The 13182-nt window shown below is 73.8% G+C and carries 13 protein-coding genes; 6 read left to right on the forward strand and 7 right to left on the reverse strand.

The window, feature by feature from the left end:
• Nucleotides 1-61: 61 nt before the first annotated feature.
• From QC029_RS02720 to QC029_RS02745, 6 genes are all read left to right on the forward strand, one after another.
• The gene (locus tag QC029_RS02720; RefSeq protein WP_279553676.1) at nucleotides 62-1078 is read left to right on the forward strand and encodes an ABC transporter ATP-binding protein; all 1017 of its coding nucleotides are present in this window, start codon (nucleotides 62-64) and stop codon (nucleotides 1076-1078) included.
• A complete protein-coding gene (locus QC029_RS02725; protein WP_279553677.1) occupies nucleotides 1068-2006 on the forward strand; it encodes an ABC transporter permease in 939 nt (312 codons plus the stop codon). Before QC029_RS02720 ends, QC029_RS02725 begins: the two co-directional genes overlap by 11 nt.
• A gap of 65 nt (nucleotides 2007-2071) precedes the next feature.
• Nucleotides 2072-2989: an ABC transporter ATP-binding protein gene (locus QC029_RS02730; protein ID WP_279553678.1), complete on the forward strand. Its 918-nt coding sequence runs from the start codon at nucleotides 2072-2074 to the stop codon at nucleotides 2987-2989.
• Between the two features lie 58 nt (nucleotides 2990-3047).
• Nucleotides 3048-3767, forward strand: a complete 720-nt coding sequence (locus QC029_RS02735; RefSeq protein WP_279553679.1) for an ABC transporter permease — start codon at nucleotides 3048-3050, stop codon at nucleotides 3765-3767.
• A 167-nt stretch (nucleotides 3768-3934) separates the two neighbouring features.
• On the forward strand, nucleotides 3935-4165 hold the full coding sequence (locus QC029_RS02740; RefSeq protein WP_279553680.1) for a hypothetical protein: 231 nt from the start codon (nucleotides 3935-3937) through the stop codon (nucleotides 4163-4165).
• A gap of 85 nt (nucleotides 4166-4250) precedes the next feature.
• A complete protein-coding gene (locus QC029_RS02745) occupies nucleotides 4251-4721 on the forward strand; it encodes a MarR family winged helix-turn-helix transcriptional regulator (RefSeq protein WP_279553681.1) in 471 nt (156 codons plus the stop codon).
• Between the two features lie 77 nt (nucleotides 4722-4798).
• Here the strand turns inward: QC029_RS02745 and QC029_RS02750 are convergent, their stop codons facing one another.
• The 7 genes from QC029_RS02750 to QC029_RS02780 all read right to left on the reverse strand — a co-directional run bounded on the left by QC029_RS02750 (nucleotide 4799) and on the right by QC029_RS02780 (nucleotide 13151).
• A complete protein-coding gene (locus QC029_RS02750; RefSeq protein WP_279553682.1) occupies nucleotides 4799-5626 on the reverse strand; it encodes an HAD family hydrolase in 828 nt (275 codons plus the stop codon).
• Complete coding sequence (gene serS / locus QC029_RS02755; RefSeq protein ID WP_279553683.1) at nucleotides 5623-6900, reverse strand: serine--tRNA ligase; 1278 nt, start codon at nucleotides 6898-6900, stop codon at nucleotides 5623-5625. The genes QC029_RS02750 and serS overlap by 4 nt, the downstream gene beginning before the upstream one ends.
• Before the next feature lie 632 nt (nucleotides 6901-7532).
• Nucleotides 7533-8471, reverse strand: coding sequence for a prephenate dehydratase (pheA, locus tag QC029_RS02760; RefSeq protein ID WP_279553684.1), 939 nt, complete (start codon nucleotides 8469-8471; stop codon nucleotides 7533-7535).
• A 43-nt stretch (nucleotides 8472-8514) separates the two neighbouring features.
• The gene (efeB, locus tag QC029_RS02765) at nucleotides 8515-9771 is read right to left on the reverse strand and encodes an iron uptake transporter deferrochelatase/peroxidase subunit (protein ID WP_279553686.1); all 1257 of its coding nucleotides are present in this window, start codon (nucleotides 9769-9771) and stop codon (nucleotides 8515-8517) included.
• 88 nt (nucleotides 9772-9859) lie between these two features.
• The gene (locus QC029_RS02770) at nucleotides 9860-11911 is read right to left on the reverse strand and encodes a copper resistance CopC/CopD family protein (RefSeq protein ID WP_279553687.1); all 2052 of its coding nucleotides are present in this window, start codon (nucleotides 11909-11911) and stop codon (nucleotides 9860-9862) included.
• Nucleotides 11912-12015: 104 nt separating this feature from the next.
• Complete coding sequence (locus tag QC029_RS02775; protein WP_279553688.1) at nucleotides 12016-12474, reverse strand: copper chaperone PCu(A)C; 459 nt, start codon at nucleotides 12472-12474, stop codon at nucleotides 12016-12018.
• Nucleotides 12471-13151 carry an SCO family protein gene (locus QC029_RS02780; protein ID WP_279553690.1) on the reverse strand — a complete coding sequence of 227 codons (681 nt, stop codon included), beginning with the start codon at nucleotides 13149-13151 and terminating at the stop codon, nucleotides 12471-12473. Before QC029_RS02780 ends, QC029_RS02775 begins: the two co-directional genes overlap by 4 nt.
• Between the last annotated feature and the right edge of the window lie 31 nt (nucleotides 13152-13182).

Here is a 13182-nt window from a genome sequence, read left to right on the forward strand (position 1 = left end):
CAGTACGAGGAACAACCACGTCCCCGGGGTGAGGTGGCGGACGGCCCGCGGCACTACGGTCATGAGGGTGACTGTGATCGCGACCGAAAGCCTCAGCAAGCGGTACCCCCGGGTCACCGCGCTCGACCGGCTCACCATGCAGATCGAACCCGGAGTGACCGGTCTGGTGGGCGCCAACGGTGCGGGCAAGTCCACCCTGATCAAGATCCTCCTGGGACTCTCCCCGGCCAGCGAGGGCACCGCGTCCGTGCTCGGCCTGGACGTGGCCACCGAGGGCGGCGCCATACGCGAGCGCGTCGGGTACATGCCCGAGCACGACTGCCTGCCGCCCGACGTCTCGGCGACCGAGTTCGTCGTCCACATGGCGCGGATGTCCGGCCTGCCCGCCTCCGCCGCCCGCGAGCGCACCGCCGACACCCTGCGCCACGTCGGCCTGTACGAGGAGCGCTACCGCCCCATCGGCGGCTACTCGACGGGCATGAAGCAGCGGGTCAAGCTGGCCCAGGCCCTCGTCCACGACCCGCGGCTGGTGCTGCTGGACGAGCCGACCAACGGCCTCGACCCGGTCGGCCGCGACGACATGCTCGGCCTGATCCGCCGCGTCCACACCGACTTCGGCATCTCGGTGCTGGTCACCTCCCACCTGCTGGGCGAGCTGGAGCGCACCTGCGACCACGTCGTCGTCATCGACGGCGGGAAGCTGCTGCGCTCCTCCTCCACCGCCGACTTCACCCAGGAGACCGCCACCCTGGCCGTCGAGGTCACCGACACCGACGCCCACCCCGACGGCGCCGCCGCCCTGCGCGCCGCCCTCACCGGGGCCGGGCTCACCGTGGCGCCCGCCGGCGCGGGCGGCGAGGGCCTGCCCGGCGCCGGGCACGTCCTGCTCGTCGAGGCGGGCTCCGACTCCGTGTACGACGCCGTCCGCGACACGGTCGCGGAGCTGGGCCTGGGCCTGGTCCGCATGGAGCAGCGCAGGCACCACATCGCGGAGGTCTTCCAGACGTCCGGCGCCGCCGGCACCACCGGCACCACCGGCACCGCCACGGAAAAGGGAGGCAGCACCGATGCGGCCTGAAACCGGCGCCCACACCGGCGCCCACACCGGAACCGCCGTCCCCGCCCCGCGCGGCGAGGACGCCAGCATCCACAACATCGGCTACCGCCACTACGACGGCCCCCGCCTCGGCCGCTCCTACGCCCGCCTCTCGCTGCTGACCCAGTCCCTGCGCGGCGCGTACGGCCTGGGCCGGTCGGCGAAGTCCAAGGTGCTGCCGTTCGTCCTGCTGGCCGTGATGCTGCTGCCCGCGGGGATCATCGTCGCCGTCGCCGTGGCCACCGGCGCCGACGAACTGCCGCTGAGGTACACCGACTACGCGCTCGTCATGCAGCCGGTCATCGGCCTCTACCTCGCCTCCCAGGCGCCCCAGTCGGTCTCCCGCGACCTGCGCTTCCGCACCGTGCCGCTGTACTTCTCGCGCCCGATCGAGCGCACCGACTACGTGGCGGCCAAGTACCTGGCCATGTCCGCGGCGATGCTGCTGTTCACCGCCGCGCCGCTGGTGATCATGTACGCGGGCGCGCTGCTCGCCAAGCTCGACTTCGGCGACGAGACCACCGGCTTCCTCCAGGGCCTGGCCTCGGTCACGGTGCTCTCCGTCCTCCACGCGGGCATCGGCCTGGTCGTCGCCGCGCTCACCCCGCGCCGGGGCTTCGGCGTCGCCGCGATCATCGCGGTGCTGACCATCCCGTACTTCGCGGTCACCACCGTCCAGGCCATCGCCGACGCGCAGGGCAGCGGCGGTGCGGTGCCCTGGATCGGCCTCGCCTCCCCGGGCTCGCTCATGGACGGCTTCCAGTCGGCGTTCCTCGGCGGCGTCTCCAACTTCCCCGGCCAGTACGAGCCCTCCGCCGCGGCCTCGGCCGTCTACGTCCTGGTGATCCTCGGCTTGATCGCGGCCTGCTGGGCCGCGCTGATGGCCCGCTACCGGAAGGCGGGACTGTGAGCGAGAGCCCCGCGGCGAGCGCGGCGACCACAGCGAGCACAGCGAGGAAGAGGGCGGCCTGACCCATGACCACCATCCACATCGACCACGTCTCCCGCTGGTTCGGCAACGTCGTCGCCGTCAACGACGTGACCATGGACGTCGGTCCCGGCGTCACCGGCCTGCTCGGCCCCAACGGCGCGGGCAAGTCCACGCTGATCAACATGATGGGCGGCTTCCTGCCCCCCTCCGCCGGCGCCGTCACCCTCGACGGGACGCCGATCTGGCGCAACGAGCAGGTCTACCGGGAGATCGGCATCGTCCCCGAGCGCGAGGCGATGTACGACTTCCTCACCGGCCGCGAGTTCGTCCTCGCCAACGCCGAGCTCCAGGGACTGCCCGACCCGGGCGAGGCCGCGCGCCGGGCCCTGGCCACCGTGGAGATGGAGTACGCCCAGGACCGGAAGGTCTCCACGTACAGCAAGGGCATGCGGCAGCGCGTGAAGATGGCCTCCGCGCTCGTCCACGACCCGTCCGTGCTGCTGCTGGACGAGCCGTTCAACGGCATGGACCCGCGCCAGCGCATGCAGCTGATGGAGCTGCTGCGGCGGATGGGCGCCGAGGGCCGCACGGTGCTGTTCTCCTCGCACATCCTGGAGGAGGTCGAGCAGCTCGCCTCCCACATCGAGGTGATCGTCGCCGGGCGGCACGCGGCCTCCGGCGACTTCCGGCGCATCCGCCGGCTGATGACCGACCGGCCCCACCGCTACCTGGTGCGCTCCAGCGACGACCGCGCGCTGGCCGCCGCGCTGATCGCCGACCCCAGCACGGCGGGCATCGAGCTCGACTGGTCCGAGCGCGCCCTGCGCGTCCAGGCGGTCGACTTCGGGCGCTTCACCGAGCAGCTGCCGCGCATCGCCCGCGAGCACGGCATCCGGCTCCTCACGGTCTCGCCCTCGGACGAGTCCCTGGAGAGCGTCTTCTCCTACCTCGTCACGGCGTGAGAACGCCCGGACCGCCCGAGAACGCCTGAGACCGCCTGAAACAAGGAGCCCCACCGCGATGTACGACCCCACGGTCGCCCGGCTCACCTACCGGGCCCTGCTCGGCCGCCGCCGGGCGCTGATCCTGTTCGTCCTGCCCGCCCTGCTGATCGTGATCTCCGTGGCGATCCGCCTGCTGGTCGGCGCCGACGACGGCGTCGCGAGCGAGGTGCTCGGCGGCTTCGCCCTGGCCACCATGGTCCCGCTGATCGGAGTGATCGCCGGGACCGGCGCGATCGGCCCGGAGATCGACGACGGATCGATCGTCTACCTGCTGGCCAAGCCGCTGAAGCGGCCCACGATCATCCTCACCAAGCTGACCGTCGCCGTCGGCGTCACCATGGCGTTCTCGGCGATCCCCATGCTGATCGCCGGATTCGTCCTCAACGGCAACAGCCGGCAGATCGCCGTCGCCTACGCCGTCGCCGCCGTCGCCGCGTCCGTCGCCTACAGCGCCGTCTTCCTGCTGCTGGGCACGGTCAGCCGGCACGCCGTCGTCCTCGGCCTGGTCTACGCCCTCATCTGGGAGGCGCTCTTCGGCAGCCTGGTGCCCGGCGCCCGCACGCTCAGCGTCCAGCAGTGGGCGCTGGCGCTGGCCGAGAGGACCGCTCCGAACACGGCCGCCGTCTCCGACGTCGGACTGCCGGCCGCCGTGGTGCTGCTGGTGGTGGTGACCGTCGCGGGCACCTGGTACGCCGGTCGGAAGCTGCGCACCCTCACCCTCGCCGGCGAGGAGTGAGCGCCGCACCGCCGCCGTGAGGGGGCCCGTGCCCGGGACACCGCGTCCCGGGCACGGGCCCCTTCATCGCGCCACGGTCCCACGGTCGCGCAGTTGCACGGCCGCACGGCCGCACGGCGAAAGTCTTCCCGGAACGCCGTGAACCCGGGCGGCCCCGCGTCATCACGGTGCCGCGCAACAACAACGACCGGATCTGGATGGACGTCAACGTGGTGGCCGCCCAGGACATCGAGAACATCACCCTCCACAACGGCTTCAACGGGGATGTCAACGATCACGTCTTCGACCACAGGTACTGCAGGTTCAGCGCGTCCACGGTGAACATCGGCCGCGTCCTCGACTGCAAGAAGAGCGCGCAGGACCCGGACCACACCTGCACCAGGATGTACCACTCGTAGGCGGGGCGCGGTGCGACGGGGTGCCCGCCCCGCGCGGGGCGGGCACCCCGTACGTCCGTTTCCTCCGGCCTCGTACGCTGGAAGCATGGGCACGACACGTTGGCTGGACGACGAAGAGCAGCGGACCTGGCGCGCGTTCCTGGGAGCCACCCAGCGCGTACGCGAGGAGCTGGACCGGCAGTTGCAGCGGGACGCCGGGATGCCGCTGGCCTACTACCAGATCCTGGCGATGCTCTCCGAGGCGCCGCAGCGCACCCTCACCATGAGCCGGCTCGCCCGGACCACCCGCTCCTCGGCCAGCAGGCTCTCCCACGCGGTCGCCCGGCTGGAGGCCAAGGGGTGGATCAGCCGGTGCCAGCACCCCGCCGACCACCGCACCACCCTGGCCACGCTGACCGATGAGGGCTTCGAGGAGCTGGAGGCCCTCGCGCCCGGCCACGTGGAGCAGGTCCGGCTCTCCCTGTTCGACCACCTCACCCCGGAGCAGACCCGGCAGTTGCACGAGATCTGCCGGGCGGTCCTGGAGGGCACCAAGGAGGGCCCGGCTCCGGACTGACCGCCGCCGTTGCGCGCCGTCCCCGTCCCGGAGCGGGAGGCGGGCGCGGCGGGGCGGGCGCGCACCCGGTTCCCCGGCTACGGGCCGGCGAGCAGCCGTTCCAGCACGACCGCGATGCCGTCCTCGTCGTTGGATGCGGTCACCTCGTCGGCCACCGCCAGCAGTTCGGGGTGGGCGCCGGCCATGGCGACGCCGCGGGAGGCCCAGGCGAACATGGGGATGTCGTTGGGCATGTCCCCGAAGGCGATCGTGGACGCCGCCGGGGCTCCCAGCCGGCGCGCGGCCATCGACAGGCCCCTGGCCTTGGACAGCCCCAGCGGCAGCACCTCGACGATGCCCTCGCCGGAGACGACCACGCTCACCAGGTCGCCCGCGGCCCGCCGGGCCGCCTCGGCCAGGGCGTCGTCGCCCATGCCGCCGGGGTGCTGGAGGTAGAGCTTGTTCACCGGCAGCTCCCACAGCTCGTCCTGGCCGGAGACCAGGGTCGAGGGGAGCGTGGTCTCCCCCTCCAGCCGGTAGCCGGGGCCGAACACCACGTCGCCGTCCACCCCGTCGCGCGAGACGGCCACGGCCAGCCGGCCGACCTCCGCCTCGATCTTGGCCAGGGCGGTGCGGGCCTGCCGCCGGTCCAGGGTGACCGAGGTCAGCACCCGGTGCTCGCCCGCGTGGTAGAGCTGCGAGCCCTGCCCGCAGACGGCCAGCCCGTGGTAGTCCAGCTCGTCCAGGATGTGCTTGGTCCAGCGCACGGAGCGGCCGGTCACCACGATGTGCGCGGCGCCCGCCGCCGTGGCGGCGGCGAGCGCGTCGCGCGTGCGGACCGAGACGGTGTGGTCGCTGCGCAGCAGCGTGCCGTCGAGGTCGGTGGCGACCAGCCGGAAGGGGAAGGCCGGTGGTCTGGCGCTCACGCGGAGACGGGCTCCAGCACCTCGCGCCCGCCGAGGTAGGGGCGGAGCACCTCGGGGACGCGGACCGAGCCGTCGGCCTGCTGGTGGTTCTCCAGCAGGGCCACGATGGTGCGGGGCACCGCGCACAGCGTGCCGTTGAGCGTCGCCAGCGGACGGACCTTCTTGTCCTGGCGCATGCGGATGGACAGCCTGCGGGCCTGGAACTCGTTGCAGTTCGACGCCGAGGTCAGCTCGCGGTACTTGCCCTGGGTGGGGATCCACGCCTCGCAGTCGAACTTCCGCGAGGCGGAGGCGCCCAGGTCGCCGGTGGCCACGTCGATCACCCGGAACGGCAGCTCCAGGCCGGTCAGCCACTGCTTCTCCCACTCCAGCAGGCGCGCGTGCTCGGCCTCGGCGTCCTCGGGGGTGACGTAGGAGAACATCTCCACCTTGTCGAACTGGTGGACGCGGAAGATGCCGCGGGTGTCCTTGCCGTACGAGCCCGCCTCGCGCCGGAAGCAGGGGGAGAAGCCCGCGTAGCGCAGCGGCAGCTTGTCCGCCTCGACGATCTCGTCCATGTGGTACCCGGCGAGGGGGACCTCGGAGGTGCCGACGAGGTAGTAGTCGTCCTTCTCCAGGTGGTAGACGTTCTCGGCGGCCTGGCCGAGGAAGCCGGTGCCCTCCATGGCGCGCGGCTTGACCAGCGCGGGGGTGAGCATCGGGATGAAGCCCGCCTCGGTGGCCTGGGCGATCGCGGCGTTGACCAGGGCCAGCTCCAGCAGGGCGCCGACGCCGGTCAGGTAGTAGAAGCGCGATCCGGAGACCTTGGCGCCGCGCTCGACGTCGATCGCCCCGAGCGCCTGGCCGAGCTCCAGGTGGTCCTTCGGCTCGAAGCCCTCGGCGGCGAAGTCGCGCGGGGCGCCGTGCGTCTCCCGGACGGTGAAGTCGTCCTCGCCGCCGACGGGCGCCTCGGGGTGGACGAGGTTGCCGAGCCGGAGGAGCAGCCGCTGCGTCTCGGCCTCGGCCTCGTCGCGCTCGGCGTCGGCGGCCTTGACCGCGGCGGACAGCTCGCCCGCCCGCTCCAGCAGCTCGGCCTTCTCCTCGCCGGCGGCCTTGGGGATCAGCTTGCCGAGCTGCTTCTGCTCGGTGCGCAGTTCGTCGAAGCGGACGCCGGACGACCTGCGCCGCTCGTCGGCGGAGAGCAGGGCGTCGACGAGGTCGACGTCCTCTCCACGGGCGCGCTGGGAGGCACGCACACGGTCGGGGTCCTCACGGAGCAGGCGAAGGTCAATCACGTCGCCAGAGTACCGGGGGAGGACCATCCGATCGACCCGTTATGGCAGTACGTACCCTTATGTACCTTTTGCCGTTTCTGCCGGAAAAGAGAAAAGGAAGCCGTCAAGGGAATTCCCGTCGTCACCGTACAGGGGGTCGCGGGAGCGCGGGGGTGGACGGGAATTCCCGCTCCGGGAGGGCCGGGCGGAAGGGGCCGCCGAGGCCGCGCGGGGCCGGAAGAGGGGCCCGGAAGAGGGGCCGTACGGGGCTCACCGCCGGGGATGGGCGGCGATGTTATCCACAGGCGCGGGGATCCGGGCCGAGTTTTCCACAGGATCTCTGGAAATCCTGTGGAAGACGGTGGGGATTGCTCCGCCGGGACGCGTGCTCGGCCATCGATTCCCCCTCTCCGTCTTCCCTACACGCCTTTTCGGATGGAAATGCCATCCGCTCGGGTGTCGAGCAAGCAAATTGGGGGAGTGGGTGGCGTCTGCCCCGTTGTGTACGGTGAGGCGAATGATTGGCGTTTTGCGTGAAATGCCCGTTTTACCGTTTCAGGTTGTGCACAGGTCGTCCACCGGGCCTGTGGATAACGTCGCGGGTTCTCCCCCGTCCTCTCGGGCGCCTCCCGGACATCTCCTCGGACGCCCCCTCAGGCGCGCCCGTCGACGCAGCGCGTCAGCCAGTCCGCCGCCTCCGCGAACTCCTCGTCCGACGTCCCCCGCCGCAGCGGCGTGGCCTGCGACGGGTCGCCGCCCGCCCGCGGGTACGACCCCAGGAACCGCACCTTCGGGCAGATCCGCCGCAGCCCCATCAGCGCCTCGCCCACCCGCCGATCGGAGATGTGCCCCTCGGCGTCCACCGAGAAGCAGTACCGGCCGATGCCCTCACCGGTCGGCCGTGACTCGATCCGCACCAGGTTCACGCCCCGCACCGCGAACTCCTGGAGCAGCTCCAGCAGCGCGCCCGGATGGTCGTCGGCGAGCCACAGCACCACCGAGGTCTTGTCCGCGCCCGTCCGCGCCGCGGGCCTCCCCGGCCGGCCGGCCAGCACGAAGCGCGTCTCCGCGTTCTCCGCGTCGTGGATGCCGGTGACCAGCGGCACCAGGCCGTACGTCGCCGCCGCGAACTCGCCCGCGAACGCCGCGTCGTACCGCCCCTCCTGCACCAGCCGGGCGCCGTCCGCGTTGGAGGCCGCCGACTCCCACTGGGCGTCGGGCAGGTGCTCCGCCAGCCAGCGGCGCACCTGCGGCTGGGCGACCGGGTGCCCGGTCACCGTCTTGACCGCCTCCAGCGCGGTGCCGGGCCGCACCAGCAGCGCGAACGCGATCGGCAGCAGCACCTCGCGGTAGATCATCAGCGGCCGGCCGGTGGCCAGCTCGTCCAGGGTCGCGGTGACGCCGCCCTCCACCGAGTTCTCGATCGGCACCAGGGAGCCGCCCGCCTCCCCGTTCCGCACGGCGTCCAGCGCGGCGGGCACCGACACCATCGGCACCAGCTCGCGCGTGGCCGCCTCCGGGAGGGTGCGGAGCGCGGCCTCGGTGAAGGTGCCCTCGGGACCCAGGTACGTGTAGCGGCTCGCGGGTGACATGCCGCCCACAGTAGTCCCGCCGCCGGGGCGCGGACTCCCGGTCTCAGCCTTCGAGCAGGCGCTGGCCGACGTACTCGCCTCTCCGCGCGCCCCCCGGCACGGCGAACAGCGCGCTCGCCTCGTGCCGGACGAAGCGGGAGAGCGCGTCGCCCCGGTCGAGCTTGCGCTGCACGGGCACGAAGCCCCGCAGCGGATCCGCCTGCCAGGCCACGAACAGCAGCCCGGCGTCCGGCGCCCCGTCGTCGCGGAAGCCGTCGTGGTACGAGAAGGAGCGCCGCAGCATCGCCGCGCCGCCGTTGGTCTCGGGCGCCGAGACCCGTACGTGGGCGTCGGCGGCGACGGCGAGCTCGCCGTCCGCGTTCCGCTTGGCCAGGTCCACCGGGGTGGTCTCGGAGCCGCCCGACAGCGGGGCGCCGTCGGACTTGCGGCGGCCGATCACCTCCTCCTGCTCGGCCGGCGGGACCCGCTCCCAGTCGTCCAGCAGCATCCGGATGCGCCGCACCACCGCGTACGAGCCGCCCGCCATCCACTCCGGATCGCCTCCGGCGGGCACGAAGACGCGGCGCTCGAAGTCCTCGTCCGTCTCCTTCGGGTTGTTGGTGCCGTCCACCTGGCCCATCAGGTTGCGGGCGGTGCGCGGGGAGGCGGTGGCGCCGGGGGAGCGGTTGAAGCCGTTCATCTGCCAGCGCACCCGTGCCGTGCCGGCCGCCTCGCGCTGGAGGGCGCGCAGCGCGTGGAAGGCGACCAGGGCGTCGTCGGCGCCGATCTGGACCCACAGGTCGCCGTCGGAGCGCTTCGCGTCCAGTTCGTCGGCCGAGAACGGGGGCAGCGGGGCGAGGGCGGCGGGGCGGCGCGCGGCGAGGCCCGTGCGGTCGAAGAAGGTGCGGCCGAAGCCGAGGGTGACGGTGAGGGAGGACGGTCCGGCGTCCAGGGCGACGCCGGTGTCGTGGAGCCGGGAGGAGGGCGCCTCGCCCGCCATCAGCGCCTCGGCCGTCCGGGACCAGCGGCGCAGCAGCGCGGCGGCCTCCTTCCGTCCGGCGCCCGGTGCCAGGTCGAGGGCGAGGAGGTGGCCGTGCGCCTGCGCCGGTTCGGTGATGCCCGGCTGGTGGGCGCCGTGGAAGGGGACGCTGCTGCTCCCGACCGTGGACAGGGCGGTGGGCGGTTCGGCGGCGGCCGCCGCGCCCAGGGCGCCGCCCGCCGCGCCGAGCGCCAGCCCGGCGGCGCCCGCCGCGCCCGCGGCGCCGAGCAGGCGGCGGCGGGAGGGGCCGGACGGGCCGCCGGGGTGCTGGTCCTTCGTCATCTTCTGCTTCTGTTCCATGAGGTGGTGCGGGTGCGGGTGCGGTGGCCCGGTGAGGGGCTCGGGACGCGGGGTGGGATTCGGGAGGGGGTCAGGGGAGGTGGAAGGTCATCCGCTCGGTGGTCTGGTCGATGTCGGAGGTCCGTACGGTCACGGCCGCCTTCCAGGTGCCGGACATGGGGAGCTGGAGGCCGGAGGCCGTCCAGTGGCCCGCCGAGGCCTTCTCCAGGGTGGCATCCAGCGGCCCGATGTCCTGCGCCTCCAGGGTGAAGGAGACCTTCACCTCGGGAACGTCCAGGGTCCGGCCGCGGGGATCGGTGACGCGCAGGTGCAGGGTGTTGTCGCCGCTGCGGCCGGGGTCGATGTCGAGATGGACGGAGCCCTTGCCCTCCGGGCCCCCGGTGTCGAAGGGCGAGACCAGGGAGACGGGCTCGCCGCCCGCGGCCGGCTGCCCGGTCGAGGCCGTGCCCGCGCGGGCGGCGGCCTCGGCGGTACGGGCGGGCTCGGTGCCGGTGAGCACGGTGGTCACGGTGAGGACGGCGACCGCGACGGCCGCCTCGGCGAGCACCGAACGCCGCAGTCCGGCCCGTACGGGGTCGGCGTCGCGCTCCCGCCTGCGGCGCGCGGCGTCGGCGGCGGCGCGCTGGCGGGCTAGCTGGGCGGCGCGCTCGGGGGTGGGGACGCCGGCGGGGTCCGGGGCGGGCCCGGACCCGGCGGCGACGCGGGCCGAGGCCTTCCGCCCGGCCGTGTCCTCCGTACCCGCCGCGCCGTCCCCGCCGTCCGTCCTCCGCGCTCCCCCTCCGGGCTCCCCGGGCTCCTCGCGCTCCCCGGGCGCCGCGTCCGCCAGCCGCGCGGTCCAGCGGCGGGAGGCGCGGGCGACACCGATCATCAGCGCCACCAGCGCGACCTTGGCCAGCAGCAGCCGCCCGTACGGGGTGGAGGTCAGTGCCTGCCAGCCGCCGACCTGCCGCCAGGACTGGTAGAGGCCGGTCGCGGCGAGCACGGCCACGCAGCCCAGGGCGAGCCGCGAGAAGCGGGCCACGGCCTCGCGCGGGACCGAGGGGCCCCGCCACAACGCGGTGAGCAGGACCGCCAGACCGCCCAGCCAGCCGGCCGCGGCGAGCAGGTGGACGATGTGGACCGGGATCGCCACGCCGGTCTGGATGCCGGTCGAGGCGTGCTCGGCCGTCGCCCAGGTCGCGGCGAGCCCGGCGGCGACGACCGCGCCGCCGACGGACAGGCCGAAGACCAGGTCGCGCCGGTCGCGCTGCGCCTGCTCGCCGCCGGGAGCGGTGCCGGTTCCGGTTCCGGTGTCGGTGCCGTCGGTGTTCCGCCGGGCGTACGTCCCGAGGAGCACCGAGACGAACAGCGCCGCCACCGCGAGCAGCAGCAGCCGGGAGACCAGTGCCGTCCCCGGCCCGGTCCCCAGGACCGCCCGGATCCCGTCCGCGTCGAAGGCGTCGCCGAGCCGGCCCGAGCCGGTGTACGGGCCGCGCAGCAGCAGCGCCGCGATGGTGGCGGCGGTCAGCGCGACCCAGCCGGCCACCACCAGGCGCTGCACCGGGCGGACCCGGGCGGCGCCGGGCCAGCAGGCCAGGACGAAGGCCGCTCCGCCGACGAGCAGCAGGAAACCCGCGTAGGCGGTCCAGCGGGCGGTGGCGTAGAGCGCGCCGACCAGGCCGCCGCCCGCCTCCTGCGCGGGTACGGCGACGGTGGTCTCCGAGGGCGCGCCGACGGAGAAGGTGAAGCCGCCGGCGACGGGATGGCTGTCGGCCGAGACGGCCTTCCAGGCGACGGTGTACGTGCCCTCGGGCAGGCCGTCGCGCCGCAGCTCGACCCCGTAGCGGAAGCCCTCCCCGCCCGGGAGCCGCTTCGGCGCCCCGGCGTCCACCCGCTCGCCGTCCGGCGCCAGGACGCGGATGGAGTCGTCCGACACCGCGATGCCCTCGGTGAAGGTGAGCGTCACCTCGCTCGGCGCCTCCTCCACCACCGCCCCCCGCGCCGGGGTGCTCGCGGTCAGCGCGGCGTGCGCGCCGGCCGGGGTCGCGCCGCCGAGGAGGCAGAGCGCCGCGAGCACGGCGAGCACGACGGCCGGCAGGGCGGCGCGTACGGTCCGGTGGATCCGGGGTGCGGCGGTGGTCATGGCGGCGGTGACCTCACTGCTCGGGACCGCGCGGGGCGGTCGGGCGGGGGGACAGCGGGCGGTCGGGCGGGGGTCGGCAGGGCGGTCGGGCGGGGGTCGGGAGGTCAGGGCACGTGGTTGGTCGCCTCGACCGGGACCTCGACCGTGATCGGGCCGGACTTCTCGAAGCGCAGCTCCACCGAGACCTTCTCGCCCTCGGCGGGCCTGCGGTCGAGTTCCATGAACATCAGGTGGCTGCCGCCGCGGCGCAGTTCCAGGGCGCCGCCCGCGGGCACGGGCAGCGACTCCACCTGGCGCATGCGCCCGCCGGTGGTCTCGTGGATCTGCACGTCGTCGGAGATGTCGCTGCTCACCGCGGTGAGCGCGTCGTCGGCGCCGCCGCTGTTGCGGATGGTGAGGAAGCCTCCGGCGGTGTCGGCGGTCACCGGCTCGGGCACGTACGCGCCCTCGACCGTCAGCTCGGGACCGGAGCCCGAGCCGTCACCGCAGGCGGCGGCGGAACCGAGGAGCAGCGCGGCGGCGAGGGCCGCCGCGCCGGCGCGCCGGACGCGTGCGCGGCTCACGGCAGCCGCCCCTCGACGAGGGCGGGCAGGTCCTTCTCGTACACCTCGACGGGGACGTCCGAGGTGTACAGCACGTGCGCCCTGTCGTCCTTCGGCAGGAAGGCGAGGACCTGGGTGCCGTGGGTGGAGATGATGTCGCCGTCCTTCTCCTTCACCGGCGGCTCCAGGCCGATGCCCAGGGTGCGGGCGCCCGCCCGGATCTCCTCGAAGTCGCCGGTGAGGCCGATGAAGTCGGGGTCCTGGGCGCGCAGCCACGTGCCGAGCGACTCGGGGGTGTCGCGCTCGGGGTCGGAGGTGATGAAGACGACCCGCAGCTTCTCCTGGTCGGCCTCGGGCAGCTTGGACTTGGCGACGGCGATGTTGCTCATCGTCAGGGGGCAGACGTCGGGGCAGTGGGTGTAGCCGAAGTAGACCAGGGTCGGTCGGCCCTCGGTCTCCTCGACCAGGTCGTAGCTCTTCCCCTCGGTGTCGGTGAGGACGAGGTCGGGCTTGTCGAAGGGGTCGGTGAGGACGGTGCCGCGCTTCACGGAGTCGGTGGACTCCGTGGAGAGCACGGCGTTCTCGGGGCTCTCGGAGGTGCCGCAGGCGGCGGTGCCCGCGGCGAGCAGCGCGGTGGCGAGGGCGAGCCCGAGGGCGCGGCGGGTGCGCCGGGGGTGGCGGCGCGGGGCGTGGTGCATGGGGTCCGTTCTTCCTTGCGGTGGTGGGTGC

The organism is Streptomyces sp. DH37 (assembly GCF_029813835.1).
Classification (GTDB): domain Bacteria; phylum Actinomycetota; class Actinomycetes; order Streptomycetales; family Streptomycetaceae; genus Streptomyces.

Bases quoted from the DNA above. Each gene is read 5' to 3' on its own strand.
- QC029_RS02730 (WP_279553678.1), top strand. From the start codon at position 2,072: ATGACCACCATCCACATCGACCACGTCTCCCGCTGGTTCGGCAACGTC.
- QC029_RS02725 (WP_279553677.1), top strand. From the start codon at position 1,068: ATGCGGCCTGAAACCGGCGCCCACACCGGCGCCCACACCGGAACCGCC.
- QC029_RS02770 (WP_279553687.1), bottom strand. From the start codon at position 11,911: ATGACCACCGCCGCACCCCGGATCCACCGGACCGTACGCGCCGCCCTG.
- pheA (WP_279553684.1), bottom strand. From the start codon at position 8,471: ATGTCACCCGCGAGCCGCTACACGTACCTGGGTCCCGAGGGCACCTTC.
- QC029_RS02780 (WP_279553690.1), bottom strand. From the start codon at position 13,151: ATGCACCACGCCCCGCGCCGCCACCCCCGGCGCACCCGCCGCGCCCTC.
- QC029_RS02720 (WP_279553676.1), top strand. From the start codon at position 62: ATGAGGGTGACTGTGATCGCGACCGAAAGCCTCAGCAAGCGGTACCCC.
- QC029_RS02745 (WP_279553681.1), top strand. From the start codon at position 4,251: ATGGGCACGACACGTTGGCTGGACGACGAAGAGCAGCGGACCTGGCGC.
- QC029_RS02735 (WP_279553679.1), top strand. From the start codon at position 3,048: ATGTACGACCCCACGGTCGCCCGGCTCACCTACCGGGCCCTGCTCGGC.
- efeB (WP_279553686.1), bottom strand. From the start codon at position 9,771: ATGACGAAGGACCAGCACCCCGGCGGCCCGTCCGGCCCCTCCCGCCGC.